Raw genomic sequence first — 22925 nt, forward strand, 5'->3', positions numbered from 1 at the left:
CACCGAGCTGCGCCGCGGCCCCCGCGGCGACGCCGCGGAGCCGGTGATCCCGTTCGCCCAGCCCGGCTCGCTCACCCGCGTGTACTGCGTGGCGTCGGGCAAGGGCGGGGTCGGCAAGTCGTCGGTCACCGTGAACCTCGCGGCCGCGATGGCAGCGAAGGGCCTGTCGGTCGGCGTGGTCGACGCCGACATCTACGGGCACTCGGTGCCGCGGATGCTCGGCGTCACCGCGCGGCCCACCAAGGTCGACGACATGATCATGCCGCCACAGGCGCACGGCGTGAAGGTCATCTCGATCGGGATGTTCACCCCGGGCAACGAGGCCGTCGTCTGGCGGGGTCCGATGCTGCACCGCGCGCTGCAGCAGTTCCTCGCCGACGTGTTCTGGGGCGACCTCGACGTCCTGCTGCTCGACCTGCCGCCCGGCACCGGTGACATCGCGATCTCCACCGCGCAGCTCGTGCCGAACGCGGAGCTGCTGGTCGTCACCACCCCGCAGATGGCGGCGGCCGAGGTGGCCGAGCGGGCGGGCTCGATCGCGCTGCAGACCCGCCAGCGCCTCGCGGGCGTCGTGGAGAACATGTCCTGGATGGAGATGCCCGACGGCACCCGCATGGAGGTGTTCGGCGCCGGCGGCGGGCAGACCGTGGCCGACTCCCTCACCCGCACCCTCGGGGCGCCCGTCCCGCTGCTGGGTCAGGTGCCGCTGGAGACCCGCCTGCGCGAGTGCGGCGACTCCGGCACGCCGGTGGTGCTCACCGAGCCGGAGAGCGCGGCGGCCCAGGCCCTGCGCGGGGTGGCCGACAAGCTCGCCACCCGCGCGCGCGGCCTGGCCGGAATGTCGCTCAACATCAGCCCGGTGCGCCGCTGACCCCGTGAGTGGATACGAGTGCCAGAGCACTCGTATCCACTCACGAGCGCGAAGCGCTGACCGCCTCGGACCACAGCGCCACGCCCTCGTCCACCTGCTCCGCGGTGACGATCAGGGGCGGGATCATGCGCACGACGTTGCCGAACGGGCCGCACGTCAGCAGGAGCAGGCCACGCTCCGCCGCCGCCGCGTGGGCGCGGAGCGCCGCGGCCGGGTCGGGCGCGCCGTCAGGAGTGCAGAACTCGTTGCCGACCATCAGCCCGAGCCCGCGGACGTCGGCGATGCCGGGGTGGTCGGCGGCCACCTTGCGCAGGCCGTCGCGCAGCCGCACGCCTTGCTCCGCGGCGTTCTCGACGAGGTTCTCGTCCTCGATCACGTCGAGGGTGGCGAGCGCGGCCGCGCACGCCACCGCGTTGCCGCCGTAGGTGCCGCCCTGCGAGCCGGGGCGCGCCTTCGCCATCAGCTCCTGCGACGCGGCGATCCCCGACAGCGGGAAGCCCGACGCGAGGCCCTTCGCGGTGATCAGGATGTCGGGGGCGATGCCCTCGGCGTGCTGGTGGCCCCAGAACCGACCGGTCCGTCCGAACCCGGTCTGCACCTCGTCGGCGATGAGCAGGATGCCGAGCGCGTCGGCCCGCTCCCGCAGCCCGGCGAGGAACGCGGGCGGCGTGGGCACGTAGCCGCCCTCGCCCAGCACCGGCTCGATCACGAACGCGGCGACGTCCGTGGCCGGGGCCGCCGTGATCAGCAGCCGGTCCAGCTCGCGCAGGCAGAACGCGACGGCCTCGTCCTCGCTCCACCCGTACCGGAACGCGTACGGGAAGGGCGCGAACGCGACGCCGCCCATCAGTGGGCCGATCCCGGCGCGGATCTTCGCCCCGGACGTGGTGAGCGCCGCCGCGCCCATCGTGCGGCCGTGGAAGCCGCCCTCGAACGCGACGACCAGCTGGCGGCCGGTGGCGTGCCGCGCCAGCCGCACGGACGCCTCGACGGCCTCGCTGCCCGAGTTGAGGAAGAACACACTGTCCAGGCCCGCCGGGAGCACGTCGCCGAGCCGCTCGGCCAGCCGCAGCAGCGGCTGGTGCATCACGGTCGTGTACTGCCCGTGGATCAGCGTGGCCACCTGCTCCTGCGCGGCGGCCACCACCCGCGGGTGGCAGTGCCCCGTGCTCGTGACGCCGATGCCCGCGGTGAAGTCCAGGTGCCGGCGGCCGTCGGTGTCGTACAGGTACACGCCTTCACCGCGGGCGGCCTGCACGGGCGTCGCCTGCTGGAGGACGGGGGACAGCTGGGCCATGCGCGCGCTCCTGACGTTGTCGGATTGTCGACAATTCGACCTCCCGATGGAAGCACGCCACAGGGGCGCCCGGCAAGAGCCGGGCCTCAGCCCCTCGGACCCCTCCCGCCACCGGAGCCGCCCGGAACCTCGTCCGGCCGGCCCGGAACGCCGTCGGGCGGACCGGGAACGCCATCGGGCGGGCCCGGGACCCCCGGCGGGGGCCCGCCCGGTCCGCCCTGGCCGCGACCGGCGTCGAGGCCGACGAGCACGGGGTCGTGGTCGGAGGCGCGGAACGGGCCGGACGCGAAGAACGCGTCCACGCCGCTGTACTGGTAGGCGTCCGACTCGTCGGCGTTGATGTGCCACACGTCCACGCCGGTCACCGTGTCCCCGAGACGGAAGGCGTGGTCGAGCACGCCCTGCTCGCCGTCGAAGACGTAGGTGTAGCGGTCGGCCGCGGGCAGGGCGCCGAGCGTGTCCACCAGCCCGGCGTCCTCGAGGACCTCGATCGGATCCTCCTCGGAGTAGCTGTTGAAGTCACCCATGGCGAGGATGTCCCCGGCCCCTCGCCCGAGCTCGGCGACGAACCCGGCCAGCGCCCTGGCCTGCTCCACCCGGTCGGCGTTGTAGCAGCCGGCGCCGGGGAAGGGCTCGGCGTTGTCACCCGTCGCCCCGCCGCAGCTCTTGGACTTGAAGTGGTTCCCGATCACCGTGAACGGGCTGACGCCCGCGGTGAAGGTGCCCGCGTAGGGCGCCCGCGCGTTGTCGAAGGCCGGGTCGACGAGCACGGTCGCGGTCTCCCCGACGAGCCGCACCGCGCCCGGCTGGTAGATGAGCGCGTTGGTGATCTCGTCCGTGGTGCCCGGACCGCTGCCGTAGCCCTCGGGGTTCGGCACCGCGGCCCAGACCGGGGCACCTGCCGCCTCGTTGAGCGCGTCCACCAGCGACTGCGTCGCGGCGCCCCCGTTGTTCTCGATCTCCTGCAGGGCGACCACCTCGGCCCCCAGTGCGGAGATCGCGGAGACGATCTTCGCCTCCTGCCGGGCGAACTCCTCGGGCGTGGCCGCGCCGCGTAAACCCAGCGTCGTGAAGTAGTTCAGCACGTTGAAGCTCGCCACCTGCACGTCGCCGCCGACGGCGTCGGGCGCCGCGGGCCGCGGGTTCACCGGCGCGAACGTGACGTCCTCCGTCGGCTGCACCCGGTAGGCGTCGAACCCGTAGCCGAGGATGCCGGTGAGCCCGGCCACGGTGTCGCCGCGCCGGATCGGGTCGCCCGCCGCCAGGTACGCGATCGGCTCGAGCCCTTCGCCGTTCCGGCCGTCGTCGAGGATGATCCGACGCGCCGCGTTGGCCTGCGCGAGCTCCTGGGCGGCGGAGCCGTCGGCCACCTCGGTGGGCTCGACCAGCGGCGGGACGGTCGAGAGGAGCAGCTCGCCGAAGTCGTCGGCGTTGCGGTTCTCCGTGACGGCGAGGGTGTCGTAGGTGGTGAGCATCCCCTCGAAGCGCTCCAGGTCGGCGCGTTCGGCGGTCGGCAGCGCCACCGCGGTGGGCTCGGGAAGGGCGGCGCCCTGCTCGCACACCGCGAGCGCGCTCACCTCGTCGATCTGGGTGTCCGGGTCGGGTCGCCGTGGCGTGCGGTTCACATCGGCCCGGCAGCGTGCGGGCGTCCCGCCTGCCGTTCCCAGGAGCCGTTGAATGCGGAACAGCCCGGTCTTCTCCTGGGCGCGGCCGATGAACAACACCCCCTCCGCTCGGAGGTGGCGGGGTCGCCGTCCCCGACTGCTGCAGCCCGGGCTCGCCCAGCGCGGTTCATACACCGGACCGGCCCGCCGGTCACGGTCTCACCCCGCCCGACCGGAGCCCCGAAACCCGAGCCGACCACGGCACGCCTCGTCGGGCTGGGGCGAAGCCCCGGTTAGTCCTCCAACCACTCGGTGACGAAGTGGTCGTTGGCGTGGACGTCGGTCATCTCGAGGCGTCCGGGTCCCATGTTCTCGAACTTGTGCGGGGTGTTCGCCGGGGCCACGAGGATCTGACCCGCGGTGGCGACCCGCACCTCGTCGCCGATGGTGAACCTCGCCGTCCCCGCCCGGACCACGAAGGTCTCGTCGTAGGGGTGCCGGTGCAGCCGCGGCCCGGCGCCGATCTCCTCCGTGCCGACCATGATGAGCGAGACCGAGCTGCCGTGATCGCGGCCCTCGAACTCGCCGCGAAGCACGCCGTCGACGAGGTACGAGTGGAGTGATGTCGAGTCCATGCGGAAGTGACCGGCGCCGTGCCCGGAACTCATCGCCGCTCAGGCGGGAACGGCCGGTGACCCCGGGGCGGGCGGGACGACCACGGGCGCCAGGATGCGCTCCACGGCGTCGGCCATGTGCGCCTCCAGCACCACGGTGAGCCGCGCGGCGTCGCCGTCGCGCACGGCGTCACGCAGCTCCCGGTGCTCGGTGATCAACGCGTCGGCGGGCGGCGCGGTGTCCTGCAGCGCGGCGAGGCACATGCGCGTCTCCACCAGCAGCGCGTCGGCCATCCGCCGCAGCCGCGGGCTGCCGGACGCCGCGACGAGCTCGGCGTGGAAGGCGTGGTCGGCGTCGGCGAGTGCCACCGGGTCGTCCGCCACCTCCTCCATCGCCTCGAGGGCCGCGGTGAGCCGCTCCGTGGCGGCCGTCCGGTCCCCGGACATCAGCAGCAGGCCCGCCGCCCGCTCGACGGCGCTGCGGGCGATGTAGACGTCGCGCACGTCCGCGGCGTCCAGGTCGCGGACGAACAGCCCGCGGTGGCGCTCGCTGCGCAGCAGCCCCTCCGCGACCAGGCGCTGCATGGCCTCGCGCAGCGGACCCCTGCTCACCCCCAGCCGGGCGGCGAGCTCGACCTCACCGAGCTGGGTGCCGGGCGGAAAGACGCCACGCATGATCGCTTCCCGGATCCGGTCCGCGACGATGGCCGCCGTCGACCGGCGCTCCACCGGTTCGAGGTCGCTCAGGTCCACTGCCACTCCCGTCACGCGCGTTCGATGGGCGCTCCGCCTCCGTCACCCGCGCGGGCGAACACCCTACCCAGCCCCGACCGCGGCACGTCCGCCCCGGCGAGCCGCAGGCCCTGCCAGATGCTCACCTGGTTGGCCGTCAGCACCGGCTTGCCGACGCGGGCGTCGAGCGCGTCGAGCAGGCCGACCGTGTGCAGCGCCGTGTCCGGCAGCAGCACCGCCTCCGCGTCGGGGTGGTCGGCCGCCGCCGCGAACGCCAGCACGTCCTCGGGTTCGAGGGTGCCGACCTCGGCGGCCGTGATGATGCCCCGGGCGGAAAGCGAGAGCACCTCGACGCCCGCCCGTGCGAGGAACGCGACGAAGCGCTCGGCGACGTCGTCGGGGTAGGTGGCGCCGACCGCCACGCGGGTGACACCGAGCCGAGCGCACGCGTCGACGAACGCGAACGACGTGCTCGACGCGGGCACGCCCGCCGCCGCCCCGAGCGCCGCCACCTGCGCCGCGGCGCCGTCCCAGCCGAACACGAAGCTCCCGCTCGTGCACGCCCACACGACCGCGTCGAGCGGCTCGGCCATCGCCTTGACCCCCTCGGCGAGGACGTCGTCGGCGCCGATGTCGAGCAGCGCGTCCACGCGGTGGGCGTCCTCGCGCATCTCCGTGTGCACGAGCTGCAGCCGGGGCCCGCCCAGCAGCGACTCGGCGCGCGGGTAGTCGTCCTCGGCCGAGAAGCCCGGGTAGAGGATGCCGATGGTGGGGGTCATGCCGCTCCTGCCGGTCGTACTGCACTGATCCGAGTGGGGCCGATCTCGACGGGTGCCGGAGGGTCCGGCACCGCCGTGAGCTCGGCCGGGGCGGTGGTGGTGAGCTGCACCTCGGCGGCCGCGCCGGTGTCGAGCAGGCTGCCGCGGCCCACCGCGACCCGGCCCATCGCCCGCAGCGCCGCCCACATGGTGACCTGGTTCGCCGTCAGCACCGGCTTGCCGAGCGCCTGCTCGAGGGGCTCGATGAGGTCGTAGGTGGGCAGGTTGGTGCAGCTGATGAATAGGGCGTCGGCGGTGTCGGTGTCGACCGCGCGCACGATCTCGACGACCTCGGCGTAGGTGACCCGCCAGATGTGGCCCAGCAGCCCCAGCCCCTCGCACGACACCGTGCGGACGCCGTACTCGGCCAGGTAGCCGACGAGCCGGCGGGTGACCGGCTCGACGTAGGGCGTGGCGATCGCCAGGCGCGCGACGCCGAGCGCGGCCAGCGCGTCGATCAGCGCCCCGGACGTGGTGCAGGCGGCGGGCGCGCCGGCGTCGACCATTGTGCGGCGGAGCACGAGCTCGCCCGCCGCGCCGTCGACGAAGCTGCCCGATGTGCACGCGTAGGCCACGACGGCGGGCTCCGGCGTGAGGACGTCGCGGGTGGCGCGGCGGACCGCCCGCCGGTCACCGCACGCCACCGCCATCTCGACCGTGACCGGGGTGGTGAAGAACGGCAGCCGCGTGAGGTAGAGCGACACGTCGTCCGGCACCCAGCGCCACAGCTCGCGGTCGAGCGCGAAGTCGAACGGTGCGACCACGCCGATCCCCTGCTGACGGACGGGTTCGGCGAGTCCGACCGACAGCTCGGTGGGCATTGCGGCCTACCGGGCGTCTGCGCCGTCGAGGCGCTCGTAGACCAGCCGCTCCCCGACGCTGCCGGACCGCCACACGTCGTGGCACGCCTCGGCCATCACGTCCAGCCCTTCGACGATCGAGGCGTAGACGTTGCCCGGCACCCAGCCGACGTCGCCGTTGATCAGGAGGTTGTTGCGGCCGTAGAAGATCGCGAGGTCGATGGCGCCTTCGTCGAGGTCGATGCCCTGGTCGGCCTTGAACGCGGTGTCGAGCATGCCGCCTGCGAAGTCGAACAGCACGACGTCACCCGGGATCGGGGTGACGGTGGTGTTCTCGCGGCCGATCTGCGCGAACCGGGGCACCATCGTGTAGACCTCGTTGCGCGCGTACTTCGCGTGCTGGGCGTCGCCGCCGAGAGGACCGTTGTCCAAGGCGTTCCACACCGCGGCGCTCGTGCGCGGTGCGTCCTTCTCGAGGAGTTCGGCCACGCACGACACACCGCGTCGGGCGAGACTGATGCGGAGGAACTTCGACATATCCATCCATTCCCACCGGAGGGGCCCCCCGCGCGCCGCGGATGTTGACAATCATACGAGCGCTTCCTAGCGTGTCAATGCGCCGGACCGCCGCTGGAAGGTCGTTAACGTGCCCGTTACCGCAGCTCAGGGGCCCGCCCCGACCATATGCGTGCTGCACGGCGAAGATCGTCCACCGGGCCTCCAGGCCGATCATCTGCGGTTCGCCACGGAGGACACGCTCGCCGACGCGTTGCCCGGCAGCGAGGTCCTGCTCGTCTGGGACTTCACCTCCGACGCCGTCCGCGACGCCTGGCCCGCCGCGGACTCACTCCGCTGGGTGCACACCGCGAGCGCCGGTGTGGACCGGCTGGTCTTCCCCGGCCTCCTGGACTCGCCGGTGACCCTGACCAATTCCCGCGGCGTGTTCGACGCACCCATGGCCGAGTACGTGCTCGGCCTGGTGCTGGCGATGGCCAAGGACCTGCCCGGCACGCTCGCCGCGCAGGGCAGGCGCGAGTGGCGCCATCGAGAGACCGAGCCGGTGGCCGGCCGGTGCGCGGTGGTGGTCGGCGGCGGACCGATCGGCAAGGCGATCGCGCGCCTGCTCGAGGCCGTCGGGATGCAGGTGGAGCTGATCGGGCGCCGCGAGTTCCCCGCGCTGCCCGATGCGCTCCCCCGCGCCGACTGGCTCGTGCTCGCGGCCCCGCTCACCGACACGACCCGCGGGATGTTCGACGCGGCCGCGCTCGCCCGATTGCGCCCGTCCGCCCGGGTGATCAACGTCGGGCGCGGCGCGCTGGTCGTCGAACCCGACCTCGTCGACGCGCTGCGGGAAGGCCGCATCGCCGGCGCCGCGCTCGACGTCTTCGCCCGCGAACCGCTCCCGGTGGACTCGCCACTGTGGGAGCTGCCGGGCGTGATCGTGTCGCCGCACATGTCGGGCGACCTCGTCGGCTGGCGGGACGCGCTCGTCGAGGTCTTCACCGACAACCTCATCCGCTACCGCGCGGGCGAGCCGCTGCGGAACGTCGTGGACAAGTCGTTGGGCTACGTGACCGGAGGTACCTCATGACGAGCACGGCCGCGCGCACCGCCGCGGACCTCACCGCCTCCGAGCTCCTGGCCGCGTACCGGGCGCGGGAGCTGTCCCCCGTCGAGGTGATCCGTGACGTGCTGGACCGCGTGGACCGGCTCGACCGACACGTCAACGCGTTCTGCCTGGTGGACGAGAACGCGGCCCTGGCGGCCGCCCGCGGCTCCGAGGAGCGCTGGTCGCGCGGGGAACCGGTCGGGCTCCTCGACGGCGTGCCCGTCTCGATCAAGGACATCCTGCTCACGGCGGGCTGGCCCACGCTGCGCGGCTCGCGCACCGTCGACCCGGCGGGCCCCTGGACGGTGGACGGCCCGCACGTGGCGCGGGTCCGCGAGCACGGCGCCGTCCTGTTCGGCAAGACCACCACGCCCGAGCTCGGGTGGAAGGGCGTGACCGACAACCCGCTCACCGGCATCACCCGCAACCCGTGGGACCCGACCTGCACCGCGGGCGGCTCGTCCGGCGGCAGCGCGGCGGCCGTCGCCCTCGGGATGGGCCTGCTCAGCCTCGGCACCGACGGTGGCGGCTCCGTGCGCATCCCGGCCGCGTTCACCGGCACCACCGCGCTCAAGCCCACCTACGGGCGCGTCCCGCACTACCCGGCCAGCCCGTACGGGACGTTGGCACACGTCGGACCGATGACCCGTACGGCCGTGGACGCGGCGCTGCTGCTCGACGTGATCTCCGGGACGGATCCGCGCGACCCGTGGGCGCTCGCCCCGGCCCCGCCGGCCCGCGAGCGGCTCGACGCCGGCGTGGCCGGCCTGCGCATCGCCGTCAGCCCCGCGCTGGGATACGTCGACGTGCACCCCGAGGTGGCGGCCGCGTTCGCCGCGGCGGTCGAGGTGTTCGCACGGCTCGGCGCGCACGTCGAGGAGGCCGACCCCGGCTTCAGCGACCCCGTGGCGGCGTTCGAGGTGCTGTGGTTCGCCGGTGCCGCCAAGTCGACCGAGCACCTCGGGCCCGCCGAGCGGGAGCTGATGGACCCGGGCCTGGTCGAGGCCTGTGAGCAGGGCGCCCGCGCCTCGGCGCTGGACTACCTCGGTGCGATGGGCGTGCGCAACGACCTCGGGATCCGGATGGGCGAGTTCCACACCCGCTACGACCTGCTACTCACCCCGGCGATGCCGATCCCGGCGTTCGAGGCGGGCGTCGAGGTGCCCGCCGGGTGGCCGCGGAAGCGGTGGACGTCCTGGACGCCGTTCAGCTACCCGTTCAACATGACGCAGCAGCCGGCCGCGAGCGTGCCGTGCGGGTTCACGACCGCGCGGAGCGAAGGCGGAGCGCGCAACGGCGCTGACGGGCTGCCGGTGGGGCTGCAGATCGTGGGACCCCGGCACGCCGACGACGCAGTGCTCGCCGCCGCCCACGCGTTCCAGCAGGCGACGGACTGGCACCTGCGCCGACCGGCCCTCTGACCACGGTCGGCCGGGCCGCGCCCGTTGCTCGAGCCGTTTCCCGTCGCCGGGAGCGGTGGTCAGGTGGCGTCGGGGTCGATCGGCGGCCGCTCGTTCTTCGCCAGGCTCTCCTTGGCCGCTGCCGCGGGCGGGGTGGCGGTGGCGCCGTTCGACTTCGTGAGGTTCGGCCCCGTGGCGTGGCCGTTGGGCTTCACGGGCGGGTCGTCGAACAGCGTGCGCTGCACCGCGGTGCGCGGGTTGAAGTTGCGCAGCCCGCGCAGCTCCTCGAGCGGCTTGCGCAGCTCGTCGAACTCCGGGCCGAGCTCGCCGCGGAGCTGTTCCCTCGCACCCGTGGCGTAGTCCTTGACCTGACGGATCGAGCGGCCCAGCCACGAGGCCGCGGAGGGAAGCCGTTCCGGGCCGAGGATGAACAACCCGGCCACGATCAACACGATGATCTCGCCCCAGCCGACGCTGTCGAACACGGCACCACCCTACGGGGTCGGAAAGTATGATCGCTGGAAAAGCTGTCCCCGGTTCCGGCGTTCGCTCCGCGTGCCCACCCGGTTCGGCCGTTGTTCCCTAATCGGACGTGAGCACCACCGACACCGTGAGCGGGCGGCCCTCCCTGATCAGCTCGACCTCGACGGTGTCGCCCGGGTTGCGTTCCCGGACGGCGACGACGAGCTCGTCGGCTCCGCCGATCGTGCGGTCACCGACCCGGACGATCACGTCGCCCTCGACGATGCCCGCCGCCGCGGCCGCGCCGCCCTGCTGCACGTTCTGCACCTGAGCGCCGTCGGTGATGCCGTCGGTGACGGAACGGGCGTTGACGCCGATCTCGGCGTGGCGCACCGCGCCGCTGCGGATCAGCTCGTCGGCGATCACGCGCGCGTCGTCGATCGGGATCGCGAACCCGAGGCCGATCGAGCCGCCCTCGCCCATCCCGAGGCTGCGGATGGCGGTGTTGATCCCGACGACCGCGCCCGTGGAGTCGACCAGCGGACCGCCCGAGTTGCCGGGGTTGATCGCAGCGTCGGTCTGGATGGCATCGATCACGGCGTTCAGGTCGGTGCCGCTCCCGTCGAGCCGGACCGGACGGTCCAGCGCGCTGACGATGCCGGTGGTGACCGTGCCCGCCAGGCCCAGCGGCGAGCCGATCGCGATCACCCCGTCGCCCACGGCGAGGGCCGAGGACGACCCGATGCTCGCGACGACCGGGTTCGTCACGGCCACCCGGATGACGGCCAGGTCCGTCTTCGGGTCGCGGCCCACGACCTGGGCCGCGCTGCGCGTGCCGTCGTGGAAGATCGCCTCGATCCGGCCGCCGTTGACCTCGGCCGCGGGGGCGATCACGTGGTTGTTGGTGAGCACGTAGCCGTCCGGGTCGATGACGACGCCGGATCCCGTGCCGCCCTCCTCGCCGACGCGGACCTCGATCGAGACCACCGCGGGCACCGTGCGGGCGGCGATGTCGGCCACCGAGCCGGGCGGCCGCTCCTTGCCCTCGATCGCCTGGGTGATCGTCGGGTCGGGGTCGGTGAGGCCGGAGGCGCCGTCGGCCGTCATCCGGCCGACGAGCCCGCCCCCGGCGCCGATGAGCAGCGCGACCAGTGCGAGCCCGGCCAGCGCCCGCGGCTCGACGCGCCTGCCGAACAGCACCTCCCGGAGGCTGAGCCGGGCGCCCTCACCGCGCGGCGGCGAGGGTTCCGGCTCGCCCGTCTCGGCGGGCGGACCGAGGGCGGCCGGGCTGTCGGGGTCGCGCCAGGGATCATGGTCGGCGCCCTCGTCCCAGAACGTCGCGTCGTCCGGCGCGTGCCCCGACCCGTTCGACGGGGGTCGCTGCAGCGCGGCCGCGCCCGGGTTGGGGCGGCCGAAGGCACTGGCCAACGCTGTGGGCGGGGGCGCAGCCACCGTGGTGCGGGTCGGCATCGCGCCGGAGCCCCGCGCGGCGGCGAACCCGCCGTCCACGCCATTGGGGCGGCCGAACACCGAGGCCGCCGCGGCGTCCACGGGCGGCCGGTCGAGCGGCTTGGGGGCCAGTCGCGGCGGTTCGCTGCGGGCCACGGGCACCGTGGGCGTCTCGTCGGTGGTCGCGGCGCCGGTTTCGGCGGTGGGGTCGCCGGGGGCGCCGGCGGTGGTGTCCCGGCCCGGCTCATCGCCGGCGCGGTCACCCGAACGCGTCGCGGGGGCGCTGCGTTCGTTCATCGCGCTGCTGACTCCTGGGCTCTGCGGTCACCGGCCGCACCCAGCCTGCCGCAGCGGCGGTGAAGTCCGCGTAGCCGGATCAGGGGCAGCCGGATCAGGGCAGCCCGCGGAAGGACGCGGGAAGGCGCTGGACCCGGTCGAGCAGATCCGCCCGCTGGGCAGGGGTGGCGGCGGGTGTGACCCGCAGCCTGGCGTCGACGACACCCGCCGGGGCGCCGCCGAGCACACCGCGGTCGGCCGCCGTGGGCACCGGGGACGGGCCGCCCGATGCGCTGGGCAGACCGAAGGCGAGCGCGCCGAGGGCGAGCCCGGACACGGCGACACCGGTGCCGAGCCGGAGGCCGCGGTGTGCGGGAGGCCGCCTGCCGTGGTGCGGCACGGGCCCGTCGAGTCCGGCGGGCGGTGCCTCCGCCAGCGGGGTGCCCACCGGGGCCTGCTCGGTGAGCTGCACGTCGCGCCGCCCGCGGCGGGCGTCGTCGCGTTCGGGGCGCAGCACCGTGACGAGCTCGCCGTCGGCGGTCATCGAGAGGCCGGCGGGTGGCCCGGGCAGATCGGTGTCCTGCGGTATCGCACGCAGGCTGGACAGCAGCGACGACGGCAGGCTGGGACAGTCGGCCGTGCGCAGGGCCGCCCTGGCCTGGCCCTGCGCGACCACCTGGGCGGCGCACTCGGGGCACTGCGCCAGGTGCTCGGTGGCACGGGTGTGGGGGCCAGGGGCGAGCTCGCCGTCGACGTATGCGACGACGGCATCCGACGACAGATGGTCGTGTCCCCAGTCGGGGACCGTGACCGAGATGCGCCAGCGGCCGTCCCTCACCCGCGTACCTCCTCCGACGCTCCGTCTCCCGCCGCCCCGGACGCCGTGGCCTGCGCGGCAGCGCGGTGGCGCTCCAGAGCGCCGCGCAGTGCGGCCCGCCCGCGGTGGATCCTGCTTCTCACCGTACCGAGCTTCACGCCCAAGGTGGCGCCGATCTCCTCGTAGGAGAGGCCTTCCACGTCACACAGCACGACGGCGGCGCGGAACTCGGGCGGCAGCTCGTCGAGGGCGGCCTGCAGCTGCGGGTCGAGGTGGGTGTCGGAGAACACCTGCTCAGGCTCGGGGCCGCGGCCGGGCAGCCGGTCGGAGTCGTCCGGCAGCGCCTCCATCCGAATGCGGGAGCGGCGGCGGACCATGTCGAGGAAGAGGTTGGTGGTGATGCGGTGGAGCCAGCCCTCGAACGTGCCCGGCTTGTACGACGCCAGCGAGCGGAACACTCGCACGAACGTCTCCTGGGTGAGGTCCTCGGCGTCGTGGGGGTTGCCGGTGAGGCGGTAGGCGAGCCGGTACACGCGGTCGGCGTGCTCCCGGACGATCTCGTCCCAGCTCGGCGGCGACCAGTCGGCGCCCTCGCCGGGAAGTGCCATCCCACCGGACGCGGGGCCGCCTGCCACGGGACTGCTCGGCAGCGTGGCTGTGCCGTCGCTCATCGTTCGGGTCGCACCTCCTGCGGCGGGTCGTGCCTTGCGGCCAACGAAGCGCCGGGGCATCGAGTTCCCGGCCCTTCACCGGCCGACGACCCCGACCGATGGCACCTACGGTGCCGCATACCCGTGAATGGCGGGTGAGAACCGGCTGAGAGGAACCTGTGAAACCGCCTACCGCGGGCGCAGGCGCGCCGGGCACACCGTGGAAGACCCATCGCAGTAGCCTTCTCGACCATGAGCGGCCCGGACAGCGCCACGGATCTCCCGGCGCTGCGCGACCACGTCGAATCCTACCTCCCCGAGGACGAGGTGCTCCTCGCCGCGCGCGACTCCGCGGCGCAGGTGGGCTGCGTGCCGATCGGACCCGGCGTGGGCGCCGCGCTCCGGTTCCTCGCGGCAACGATCGGCGCGCGCGCCGTCGTCGAGGTCGGCACCGGCACCGGGGTCAGCGGACTGTGGCTGCTGGCCGGGATGACCGGCGACGGCCTGCTCACCTCGATCGACGTCGACCCCGAGCACCAGCGCACCGCCCGGCAGGCGTTCGTCGCGGCGGGCCACGGGCCGTCCCGGCTGCGGCTGATCAACGGCATGGGGCTCGAGGTGCTGCCGCGCCTCACCGACGGCGGCTACGACCTCGTGTTCGTCGATGCCGCACCCGGTGACCACCCCCGCTACCTCGACGAGGCCGCCCGGCTGCTGCGGGCCGGCGGGATCGTGGTGTTCCACGGCGTGGTCGACACCGACGAGCCCGGCGGCGCGCTGCGCGAGGTGGCCCAGCAGGTACGCGAGGACGATCGCCTCGTGCCGGTGCTGCTCCCCCTCGGCGATGGCCTGCTCGGCGCGTTGCGGCTATAGCGCGGTGGCACCCTTGCCCAGCACGACCACGCCGCCCTGGCTGACGGTGTAGCGCGCCCGGTCCAGCCCGAGGTCCACCCCGACGAGGGCACCGTCGGGGACCACCACGTTCTTGTCGAGGATCGCGCCGCGCACCACCGCGCCGCGGCCCACCCGGGCGCCGGGGAGCACGACGGAGTCCGACACCTCGGCGCCCGCCTCGATCCGCACGTTCGGGCTGATGACCGACCGCCGGACGATCGCGCCGGAGATGATCGTGCCGACGCCGACGATCGAGTCCTGTGCGATCCCGCCCTCGACGAACTTCGCGGGCGGCAGCGGCGCCATCGCGGTGCGGATGGGCCAGCGGTCGTTGTAGAGGTTGAAGATCGGGTGCACCGACACCAGGTCGGTGTGCGCCTCGTAGTAGGCGTCGACGGTGCCGACATCGCGCCAGTAGCCCGCGTCGCGGTCGGTGGCCCCCGGCACCACGTTGTCGGCGAAGTCGTAGACCGCGGCGTCGCCCTGACGGACCAGCCGCGGAATGATGTCGCCGCCCATGTCGTGGTCGGAGTCGCCGTCCTCGGCGTCGGCCCGCAACGCCTCGAGCAGCACCTCGGTGGTGAAGATGTAGTTGCCCATCGAGGCGAACGTCACGTCCGGGTCGTCCGGCACCGACGGCGGGTCCGAGGGCTTCTCGAGGAAGTCGACGATCCGGCCGTCCGGATCGGAGTTGATCACCCCGAACGCCTTGGCCTCGGCGCGCGGCACGCGGATGCCGGCCACGGTGACGCCGGCTCCGCTCTCGATGTGCCGCGCCAGCATCTGCGCGGCGTCCATCCGGTAGACGTGGTCGGCGCCGAACACCGCGATGTAGTCGGGGCGCTCGTCGTAGACGAGGTTGAGGCTCTGGAAGATCGCGTCGGCGCTGCCGGTGTACCAGCGCCTGCCGAGCCGCTGCTGGGCCGGGACCGTGGTGATGTACTGGCCGAGCACGCTGGAGAGCCGCCACGTGGTGGAGATGTGCCGGTCCAGCGAGTGCGACTTGTACTGCGTGAGCACGCAGATGCGGTGCATTCCGGCGTTGACCAGATTGGACAGTACGAAGTCGATCAGCCGGTAGTTGCCGCCGAACGGCACGGCGGGCTTGGCCCGGTCGGCGGTGAGCGGCCAGAGACGCTTCCCCTCGCCGCCCGCGAGGACGATTCCGAGGACGTTGGCGGCGAGCACCCGCGGCGAGGCGAGGGAAAGCCGAGCCATGGTCATGCCGACGCTCCGATCGCGGTCCCGGGAGCCGGGTCAGCCGGCAGCATCGTCACGGAGCCGACCCTAGTGCTCTCCCTGGGTGTCCGGCCACCGCTACACGATGTCGAACCGGCGAAAACCATGCGGCGGGCATACCCGCGGGCCCGCCGTCGATGCCTTACGGTTCGCGGAGTGCGGATCGGCCTGCTCACCCGCGAGTTCCCCCCGGACGTCTACGGCGGGGCCGGGGTGCACGTGGAACATCTCGTGCCGGCGTTGCGCGGGCTCGTCGACGTCGAGGTGCACTGCTTCGGCGACGCCCGTCCCGGGCAGCCGGAGACCCACGCGCACCGCCCGCCCGCCGCGCTCGCCGACGCGAACCCGGCGTTGCAGACCCTCGGGGTCGACCTGTCGATGGTCGCGGCACTCGCCGGGGCCGACATCGCCCACTCCCACACCTGGTACGCGAACATGGCCGGGCACCTGGCCAAGATCCTCCACGAGGTGCCGCACGTCGTCACCGCGCACTCGCTGGAGCCACGCAGGCCGTGGAAGGCCGAGCAGCTCGGCGGCGGCTACCGGCTGTCGTCGTGGGTGGAGCGCACGGCGTACGAGGCGGCCGACGCGGTGATCGCGGTGAGCGCCGGGATGCGCACCGACGTCCTGGAGTGCTACCCGGCGCTCGACCCGGCCCGGGTGCACGTGGTGCACAACGGCATCGACACGGACTTCTACCGCCCCGACCCGAACCGCGACGCCGTGCGCGCGGCAGGTGTCGACCCGGACCGCCCGAGCGTCGTGTTCGTCGGCCGCATCACGCGCCAGAAGGGGCTCGCCCACCTGGTGGCCGCGGCCCACCGGATCGACCGGGACGCCCAGATCGTCCTGTGCGCCGGCGCGCCCGACACCCCGGAGATCGCCGAGGAGACCGAGAAGGCGGTCGCCGAGCTCAGCGCCGCCCGCCCGGGGGTGGTGTGGGTGCGGCGCATGCTGCCCACCGCCGAGGTGCGGCAGCTGCTGTCGGCGGCCACCGTGTTCGTCTGCCCGTCGGTGTACGAGCCGCTCGGCATCGTCAACCTCGAGGCGATGGCCTGCGGCACCGCCGTGGTGGCCTCCGACGTCGGGGGCATCCCCGAGGTCGTCGACCACGGCGGCACCGGCCTGCTGGTGCACTTCGACGAGCACGCCGTGGAGGAGTTCCGGACCGGGATCGCCGATGCCGTCAACGAGCTGCTGGCCGACCCGCAGCGGGCGGCGGCGATGGGCGCCGCGGGGCGCGCGCGGGCGGAGCGGGAGTTCTCCTGGGAGCAGGCCGCGGCCCGCACGGTGGAGATCTACCGCGCTCTCGGCTGAGGGCTACCGCACCCTCGCCCGCACGCGGGCCCGGTGGGCCGCCACGGCGGACCGGTTGGCGCACGCCGAGGAGCAGTAGCGGCGGGCGGCGTTGCGCGAGGTGTCGGCGAACACCCGTGCGCAGCCATCGGCCGCGCACCGGCCGTGCCGGTCGAGCCCGTACTCCGACACGAGCATGGCGAGCGCGAACGCGGTGGTGGAGCGCACCCGGTCGACCACGCCGGCCTCCGGCGGCGCGTAGTGCAGGTGCCAGCGCTGCCCGTCGTGCCCGGACAGGTGCGGCTCGACCCGCACATCGGCCAGCAGGGCGTTGACCGCGACCGCGGCGGCGTCGAGGTCGGCGGCGTCGAAGACCGTGCGCAACCGCCGCGCCCAGGCCCGCAGCGCGGGCTCGACCGAGCCCGGGGCCGTCTCGGCGAGGTAGCCGTGCTCCAGGAGCACGCCCCGCATCCGGCCGCCGGGCGGCGGGTCCTCGTCCGGGGCCGTGGCGACGGCGTTCACGAGGTCGACGGCCGCGCCGAGCGCGTTGCTGCGGTAACCGATGAAGTCCAATGGACTATTACTCCCGGCGCCTCGAGGTGTAAGCTCTCATATCAAGACGGATATTACACTTGAGGAGCGCGCGCGATGCGGTGTCGGCACTGCGGATGGCCCGGCGACGAGGCGGAGGTGCTCTCCACGCACGCCACCTCCGAGGGATGGGTGCGGTACCGGCGCTGCGTGTGCGGAGCGGTGTCGATCGAGCTCGTGCGGCTCGCCGGGCCGGGGGTCCGGGCCGAGCCGGTGCGGGAGGTCGTGCCGGCGCTGTGACGGGCGCGCGTGGTTGCGGTGCCGGCGGTGATCGCCGCGAGATGCGCATCCGCGCAGTTCCAACGACAACGAGCGCGCCCTCGCGGCGATCACCCACTCCATGATCGCCGTCAGATTCGCATCCGCGCAGTCCCGACGACAAAGAGCGCACCCTCGCGGCGATCACCGGCGCCAAGATCGCCGCAAGATACGCATCCGCGCGGTCGGAACTGCCACACGCGACATCTCGCGGCGATCAATGATCTCGCCGGATCGAGCCGGAAGAACGACGAACGGCACCGGCGGACGGCGCAGTGCCGTTCGCCGGTGCCGTTCGTCGAACCGGGGTCCCCGCGTCACGCGGGGTTGAGGTCAGCCGGAGGCGGACTTCAGGGCGTCACCGAGGTCGCTGGCCTCCTCGACCGACATCTCGACGACCAGGCGGCCGCCGCCCTCCAGAGGAACGCGCATCACGATGCCCCGACCCTCCTTGGTCACCTCCAGGGGACCGTCGCCGGTCCGGGGCTTCATCGCCGCCATCTCCTGCTCCCTCCTCGTCGTCTGCAGGGTGCCGCTGCGCGGGGAGAGCGCGCGGCGGGGATGCTGCGAACATCTTTCCTCATCCGTCCGACGGGGATGCAACCGGAGCGATCAACCACCCAGCAGGCTCACGGTGAGCAGCCGTCAGGTCGCAGCGCGCCAACAGGTGGCGACGTGGTCGTCGACCAGGCCGGCGGCCTGCATGAGCGCGTAGCAGGTCGTCGGTCCGACGAATCGCAGGCCGCGGCGCTTGAGCTCACGGGCCATCGCCCGGGACTCCGCCGTCGTCGCCGGCACCTCGTCGAGGGAGGCGGGTCGCCGCTGCGTGGCGGGGTCGGGGGCGAACGACCACAGCAGCTCGTCGAGCGGCGTGTCCAGGTCCAGCACCCGCCGCGCGTTGTGGACCGTGGCCTCGATCTTGGCCCGGTTGCGGACGATCCCGGCGTCGCCGAGGAGGCGCTGCACGTCCACCTCGCCGAACCGCGCCACCGCCTCGGGGTCGAACCCGGCGAACGCCGCGCGGAACGCCGGGCGCTTGCGGAGGATGACCAGCCAGGAGAGCCCGGACTGGAAGCCCTCGAGGCTCAGCCGCTCGAACAGCGCGGTGACGCCGCGCAGCGGCCGGCCCCACTCCTCGTCGTGGTAGGCGACGTATTCCGGTGCCGTGCCCGCCCACCCGCAGCGGTCGCGCTCGTCAGCCACGCGACCGATACCTCGCCTCGCACAGGCGCGCCATCCGCCGCAGCGAGTACGCGACGCCTGCGCGGAACGCGGGCCGGGCCACCGGCCAGCCGGCCCGTCCGAGCGCCCCGAGCGGGAGGTCCAGCCGCTCCGTCCACACCACGCGCGCCCGCTCCGGTCCCAGCTCGTCCACCTCGAACACCCCGTCGCCGCGAACGACCCGCCCGGTGTGCCGCACGACGCAGCGCCGCGGTGGCCTCCACTCGACGATCTCCATCGGGTCGGTGAAACCGATCGGTCCGACCCCGGTGACGGCCTCCAGGGTGGCTCCCGGCCCCCTGCCGTCACCGCCGCTCGTCACCTCGACCCGGGTGCCGAGCATCCATACGCTCTGGCCGGGCCAGTCGGTGACGGTCCGCCAGGCGACATCGGCCGGCGCGTCGACGTCGACGCCCACGGTCAGCTCCACGCGCTGCGTCATCGCTCCCCCTTCGCCCGCAACCCGGGCCCGGCCAGCTCGGACTCCAGCTCCGCCACCCTGGCGAGCAGCCCGTCCCGCTCGGCACCGGCCCGGTCCAGCTCGTCGGCCAGCCGATCGAGCACCCAGTCGACCTCGTCCATCCGGTAGCCCCGGAGGGCCTGCTGGAACCGCAGCTCGCGCACGTCGTCGCCGTCGATCTCTCCCGCCGGCAGGCGCGTGGGGGTGGCGCCGGGCGGCAGCGGTGCGAGCTCTTCACCGCGGCCGAAGACGACCGCCGCCATCCCGAACACGACGGCGGCCACCCCGGCGACGACCATCAGGTAGATCAAGGCGGTCCCCACGGGTGCGATCCCACCACGGCGCACCGTTCACCGCACCAGCACCTGGCGCATGGGTGGCCGCTCGGCGGCGTCCACCGCCGTGGCCGACGGCAGCCATTCCCCGTCGATCTGCACGAACTGGGTGAGCATCCCGCCGGCGTCCGGAACGCCGCACCGCGGCAGCGCCGCAGCGAGGATCTGCCGGGCCATCACACCGAGCTGCAGCAGCGAGCGGTTGCGGTGCTTGCGCACGCCCAGGTTGACCTGCGCGAGCGCATCGAGGCCGAGCGCGGAACAGGTGTCGAGCAACAGCCCGACCTCCACGCCGTACCCGGCCGCGAACGGCACCGACTCCAGCAGCTCGCGCGTGGCGGCGTACTCCCCGCCCAACGGCTGGACCACGCCGCCCAGCTCGGGGCGCAACGCCGCCAGCAGCGGCCGCACGAGCAGCTCGGTGACGCGGCCGCCACCGGTGTCGGCCTGGGTGGTCTCCAGCCGTAGCGGCCGCCGGTAGAAGCCCTTCACCAGCCCGATGCCCGGCGTGGCGAGCAGCGGGCCGAGCAGCGCCGGGACGAAACCGGGGTCGAAGTCGACCAGGTCGGAGTCGAGGAAGCAGAGGACGTCGCCGGAGGTGGCCGCGAGCGAGCGCCACAGCACCTCGCCCTTGCCGGGCACCGGCTCGAGCTCGGGGAGGACGTCGGTGCGCAGCACCACCCGCGCACCGGCGGCCCGCGCGACCTCGACGGTCCGGTCGGTGGACCCGGAGTCCATCACGACCAGCTCGTCCACCAGCGGCGACGGGTGCCGGGTCAGGGGCCCGACCGCCTCGACGATCGCGCCGACCGTCGCCTCCTCGTCGAGCGCGGGGAGCACGACCGACACCTTTCGTCCCGCCTTGGCGGCGACGAGGTCGGCCGCCGACCAGTCCGGGTCCTGCCAGGTGCGGCGGGCGAACCAGTCCTCGGCGACGCGGTCCATGGGGCCCTCCTCGCACTCGGCAGCTCGTCAGGGATCGGCCCCGTCGGCGCCCCAGGTCAGGCCAGCGCGCGGACCGTACGTGCGGGGGGACGGGTACCCGCGACGGCCGCGACCATGTCCACGGTACGGCGGGTGGCGGCAACCTCGTGCACCCGGAACACCCGCGCGCCGGCCGCGGCGGCCAGCGCCGTGGCCGCGAGGGTGCCCTCCAGGCGTTCGGTCACCTCGGTGACGCCGAGCGTCTCGCCGATGAAATCCTTGTTGGACAGCGCCATCAGGACGGGCCACCCGCTGGCCACCAGTTCGTCGCAGCGACGCAGCAGCGCGAGGCCGTGGAAGGTGTTCTTGCCGAAGTCGTGGGTGGGGTCGATCACGATGCCCTCGCGCGCCACACCGAGCCCGACGAGCCGCTGGGCCTGGCCGCAGACGTCGGCCAGGACGTCGGCCACGACGTCGGCGTAACGCACCCGGTGCGGGCGGCGCCGCGGCACCGCGCCCCCCGTGTGCGAGCAGACGATCCCGGCCCCGGTCTCGGCGGCCACCTCCCCGAGCGTCGGGTCGGCCCCGGCCCACGTGTCGTTGAGCAGGTCCGCACCCTCGGCGACAGCGAGCCTGCCGACCTCGCCGCGCCAGGTGTCGACGCTGATCACGATGTCGGGGTGGCGGTCGCGTACGGCCGCCACGAACGGCACGACCCGGCGGATCTCCTCGGCCACGTCGACCTCGGGTCCCGGTCCGGCCTTCACGCCGCCGATGTCGATGATGTCGGCGCCCTCGGCGATCGCCTCGTCGACCTTGGCCATGGCGGCCTCGTCGGAGAAGGTCGCGCCGCGGTCGTAGAACGAGTCGGGGGTGCGGTTCACGATCGCCATCACCAGCGCGCGGTCCTGGGCCGGCTGCCGGCTCCCGAACCGCATCACGCCTGCGATCGCGAGAGGTCCACCGGGGCCGCGCACGCGTCGAGCGCCTCGGCGACGTCGGTGGCGACCACGAGCCGCGCCACCGCCTCGGGCCGCACGAAGCCCCGGCCGGCGATGTCCCGCACCCACTCGATCAGGCCGGCATAGTGCCCGTCGGGGTCGAGCAGCACGACGGGTTTGGCGTGCATCCGCAGGTAGCCCGCCGTCCACACCTCGAACAGCTCTTCACAGGTGCCGACGCCGCCGGGCAGCGCGAGGAAGGCGTCGGCGTGGGCCTCCATGAGCGCCTTGCGCTCGCGCATCGTGTCGACGACCAGCAGCTCGTCGGACTCGTGGTCGGCCCACTCGAGGTCGACGAGCGCGCGCGGGATCACCCCGGTGGTGCGGGCCCCGCCGGAGCGGGCCGCCGCCGCGACCGTGCCCATCATCGACGCCCGCCCGCCCCCCGACACGAGCTGCCAGCCGCGGTCCGCGATCTGCCTGCCCACCTCGGCGGCGAGCGCGGGGTACTGCGGGGGGATCCCCTCGATGGAGGCGCAGTAGACGCAGACCGCGAGCGGTCGCTCCGTGGTCAATGCGCCTCCTCCCACGCCCGCCACGCCTCCTGCACGATCTTCACGGCGTCGTCGACGTCGTCGGTGAGGTGCAGCAGGGCGAGGTCCTTGTCTCCGACCTTGCCGCTCTCCCGCACGGTGCTGGAGATCCACTCGTAGAGCCCGCCCCAGTACTCGCTGCCCAGCAGCACCACCGGGAACTTCGTGACCTTCTTCGTCTGCACCAGGGTGAGCGCCTCGAACAGCTCGTCGAGCGTGCCGAAGCCGCCCGGCAGGCAGACGAACGCCTGGGAGTACTTGACGAACATGGTCTTGCGGGCGAAGAAGTAGCGGAAGTTGATGCCGAGATCGACCCAGTCGTTGAGGCCCTGTTCGAACGGCAGCTCGATGCCCAGCCCGACCGAGAACCCGCCGGCCTCGGAGCAACCCTTGTTGGCCGCCTCCATGGCGCCCGGGCCGCCGCCGGTGATCACGGCGAAGCCGGCCTCGGCGAGCGCGGTGCCCAGCGCCCTGCCCTGGGCGTACTCGATGTGGTCGCGGGGGGTGCGCGCCGAGCCGAACACGGTGACGGCGCGCGGCAGCTCGGCCAGCATGCCGAAGCCCTCGACGAACTCGGCCTGAATGCGCAGCACGCGCCACGGGTCGGTGTGCACCCAGTCGCTGGGGCCACGCGAGTCCAGCAGGCGCTGGTCGGTGGTGGTGGGTTCGTTGCGGTGCTCGCGGCGCAGTACGACGGGGCCGCGCTGCTTCTCGTCGGGGCGCCCTCCCCCGGTGGCGGTCATGCTGCCCACAGTAGTGACGCCGACTCGGCGG

The 22925-nt window shown here is 73.7% G+C and carries 26 protein-coding genes and 1 pseudogene (1 of these 27 only partly in view); 6 read left to right on the plus strand and 21 right to left on the minus strand.

The features are described from left to right. Window positions 1-871, plus strand: a pseudogene (locus tag KME75_RS02640) (Mrp/NBP35 family ATP-binding protein) (it extends 376 nt beyond the left edge of the window). A gap of 40 nt (window positions 872-911) precedes the next feature. Here KME75_RS02640 and KME75_RS02645 read toward each other — a convergent pair. From KME75_RS02645 to KME75_RS02675, 7 genes are all read right to left on the minus strand, one after another. Then, window positions 912-2168, minus strand: a complete 1257-nt coding sequence (locus KME75_RS02645) for an aspartate aminotransferase family protein (protein WP_219412887.1) — start codon at window positions 2166-2168, stop codon at window positions 912-914. Between the two features lie 86 nt (window positions 2169-2254). Continuing rightward, on the minus strand, window positions 2255-3892 hold the full coding sequence (locus KME75_RS02650; protein ID WP_219412888.1) for an ExeM/NucH family extracellular endonuclease: 1638 nt from the start codon (window positions 3890-3892) through the stop codon (window positions 2255-2257). 173 nt (window positions 3893-4065) lie between these two features. Then, window positions 4066-4440: a cupin domain-containing protein gene (locus KME75_RS02655; protein WP_443690177.1), complete on the minus strand. Its 375-nt coding sequence runs from the start codon at window positions 4438-4440 to the stop codon at window positions 4066-4068. A gap of 6 nt (window positions 4441-4446) precedes the next feature. After that, window positions 4447-5145 carry a GntR family transcriptional regulator gene (locus tag KME75_RS02660; RefSeq protein ID WP_308282511.1) on the minus strand — a complete coding sequence of 233 codons (699 nt, stop codon included), beginning with the start codon at window positions 5143-5145 and terminating at the stop codon, window positions 4447-4449. 5 nt (window positions 5146-5150) lie between these two features. Next, window positions 5151-5897 carry a maleate cis-trans isomerase family protein gene (locus KME75_RS02665; RefSeq protein WP_219412889.1) on the minus strand — a complete coding sequence of 249 codons (747 nt, stop codon included), beginning with the start codon at window positions 5895-5897 and terminating at the stop codon, window positions 5151-5153. After that, window positions 5894-6757 (minus strand): maleate cis-trans isomerase family protein, encoded by an 864-nt coding sequence (locus KME75_RS02670; RefSeq protein ID WP_219412890.1) that lies wholly within the window; start codon window positions 6755-6757, stop codon window positions 5894-5896. Before KME75_RS02670 ends, KME75_RS02665 begins: the two co-directional genes overlap by 4 nt. A 6-nt stretch (window positions 6758-6763) precedes the next feature. Beyond that, window positions 6764-7273, minus strand: coding sequence for a DUF3830 family protein (locus KME75_RS02675; RefSeq protein ID WP_219412891.1), 510 nt, complete (start codon window positions 7271-7273; stop codon window positions 6764-6766). 151 nt (window positions 7274-7424) lie between these two features. On the opposite strand from KME75_RS02675, the gene KME75_RS02680 reads away from it, so the two are divergent. Further along, window positions 7425-8327: a D-2-hydroxyacid dehydrogenase gene (locus KME75_RS02680; protein ID WP_308282508.1), complete on the plus strand. Its 903-nt coding sequence runs from the start codon at window positions 7425-7427 to the stop codon at window positions 8325-8327. Next, the gene (locus tag KME75_RS02685) at window positions 8324-9766 is read left to right on the plus strand and encodes an amidase (protein ID WP_219412893.1); all 1443 of its coding nucleotides are present in this window, start codon (window positions 8324-8326) and stop codon (window positions 9764-9766) included. Before KME75_RS02680 ends, KME75_RS02685 begins: the two co-directional genes overlap by 4 nt. A gap of 59 nt (window positions 9767-9825) precedes the next feature. Here the strand turns inward: KME75_RS02685 and tatB are convergent, their stop codons facing one another. From tatB to sigE, 4 genes are all read right to left on the minus strand, one after another. After that, entirely contained in the window at window positions 9826-10230 is a 405-nt protein-coding gene (gene tatB / locus KME75_RS02690) for a Sec-independent protein translocase protein TatB (protein WP_219412894.1), read from the minus strand. A 97-nt stretch (window positions 10231-10327) separates the two neighbouring features. Beyond that, window positions 10328-11953 carry a trypsin-like peptidase domain-containing protein gene (locus tag KME75_RS02695; RefSeq protein WP_219412895.1) on the minus strand — a complete coding sequence of 542 codons (1626 nt, stop codon included), beginning with the start codon at window positions 11951-11953 and terminating at the stop codon, window positions 10328-10330. A 94-nt stretch (window positions 11954-12047) separates the two neighbouring features. Next, on the minus strand, window positions 12048-12770 hold the full coding sequence (locus tag KME75_RS02700) for an anti-sigma factor family protein (protein ID WP_219412896.1): 723 nt from the start codon (window positions 12768-12770) through the stop codon (window positions 12048-12050). Then, entirely contained in the window at window positions 12767-13357 is a 591-nt protein-coding gene (gene sigE / locus KME75_RS02705) for an RNA polymerase sigma factor SigE (RefSeq protein WP_219412925.1), read from the minus strand. Before sigE ends, KME75_RS02700 begins: the two co-directional genes overlap by 4 nt. A gap of 294 nt (window positions 13358-13651) precedes the next feature. Between sigE and KME75_RS02710 the strand changes: the two genes are divergently transcribed. Continuing rightward, on the plus strand, window positions 13652-14272 hold the full coding sequence (locus tag KME75_RS02710) for an O-methyltransferase (protein ID WP_219412897.1): 621 nt from the start codon (window positions 13652-13654) through the stop codon (window positions 14270-14272). On the opposite strand, the gene glgC is transcribed toward KME75_RS02710, so the two are convergent. Next, entirely contained in the window at window positions 14267-15511 is a 1245-nt protein-coding gene (gene glgC, locus KME75_RS02715) for a glucose-1-phosphate adenylyltransferase (RefSeq protein WP_372452548.1), read from the minus strand. The genes KME75_RS02710 and glgC overlap by 6 nt on opposite strands. 177 nt (window positions 15512-15688) lie before the next feature. Here glgC and glgA point away from each other — a divergent pair, with 177 nt between their 5' ends. Continuing rightward, window positions 15689-16849, plus strand: a complete 1161-nt coding sequence (glgA, locus tag KME75_RS02720) for a glycogen synthase (protein WP_219412899.1) — start codon at window positions 15689-15691, stop codon at window positions 16847-16849. Window positions 16850-16852: 3 nt separating this feature from the next. Here glgA and KME75_RS02725 read toward each other — a convergent pair whose 3' ends face one another. Continuing rightward, window positions 16853-17401, minus strand: a complete 549-nt coding sequence (locus KME75_RS02725) for a CGNR zinc finger domain-containing protein (protein ID WP_219412900.1) — start codon at window positions 17399-17401, stop codon at window positions 16853-16855. 75 nt (window positions 17402-17476) lie between these two features. Here KME75_RS02725 and KME75_RS02730 point away from each other — a divergent pair, with 75 nt between their 5' ends. Further along, window positions 17477-17659, plus strand: coding sequence for a hypothetical protein (locus KME75_RS02730; RefSeq protein WP_219412901.1), 183 nt, complete (start codon window positions 17477-17479; stop codon window positions 17657-17659). 351 nt (window positions 17660-18010) lie between these two features. On the opposite strand, the gene KME75_RS02735 is transcribed toward KME75_RS02730, so the two are convergent. From KME75_RS02735 to KME75_RS02770, 8 genes are all read right to left on the minus strand, one after another. Then, on the minus strand, window positions 18011-18178 hold the full coding sequence (locus KME75_RS02735; protein WP_219412902.1) for a DUF3117 domain-containing protein: 168 nt from the start codon (window positions 18176-18178) through the stop codon (window positions 18011-18013). Between the two features lie 144 nt (window positions 18179-18322). After that, window positions 18323-18880 (minus strand): DNA-3-methyladenine glycosylase I, encoded by a 558-nt coding sequence (locus KME75_RS02740; protein ID WP_219412903.1) that lies wholly within the window; start codon window positions 18878-18880, stop codon window positions 18323-18325. Then, on the minus strand, window positions 18873-19340 hold the full coding sequence (locus KME75_RS02745) for an SRPBCC family protein (protein WP_219412904.1): 468 nt from the start codon (window positions 19338-19340) through the stop codon (window positions 18873-18875). The genes KME75_RS02740 and KME75_RS02745 overlap by 8 nt, the downstream gene beginning before the upstream one ends. Further along, complete coding sequence (locus KME75_RS02750) at window positions 19337-19681, minus strand: DivIVA domain-containing protein (protein WP_219412905.1); 345 nt, start codon at window positions 19679-19681, stop codon at window positions 19337-19339. The genes KME75_RS02745 and KME75_RS02750 overlap by 4 nt, the downstream gene beginning before the upstream one ends. Before the next feature lie 27 nt (window positions 19682-19708). Continuing rightward, a complete protein-coding gene (locus KME75_RS02755; RefSeq protein WP_219412906.1) occupies window positions 19709-20638 on the minus strand; it encodes a glucosyl-3-phosphoglycerate synthase in 930 nt (309 codons plus the stop codon). 56 nt (window positions 20639-20694) lie between these two features. After that, window positions 20695-21555, minus strand: coding sequence for a dihydropteroate synthase (gene folP, locus KME75_RS02760; RefSeq protein ID WP_219412907.1), 861 nt, complete (start codon window positions 21553-21555; stop codon window positions 20695-20697). Beyond that, the gene (locus KME75_RS02765; RefSeq protein ID WP_219412908.1) at window positions 21555-22133 is read right to left on the minus strand and encodes an LOG family protein; all 579 of its coding nucleotides are present in this window, start codon (window positions 22131-22133) and stop codon (window positions 21555-21557) included. Before KME75_RS02765 ends, folP begins: the two co-directional genes overlap by 1 nt. Beyond that, window positions 22130-22894, minus strand: coding sequence for an LOG family protein (locus KME75_RS02770; protein ID WP_219412909.1), 765 nt, complete (start codon window positions 22892-22894; stop codon window positions 22130-22132). Before KME75_RS02770 ends, KME75_RS02765 begins: the two co-directional genes overlap by 4 nt. Window positions 22895-22925: the final 31 nt, after the last annotated feature.

The sequence above is a fragment of the Pseudonocardia nigra genome (genome assembly GCF_019396355.1).
Taxonomy (GTDB): domain Bacteria; phylum Actinomycetota; class Actinomycetes; order Mycobacteriales; family Pseudonocardiaceae; genus Pseudonocardia; species Pseudonocardia nigra.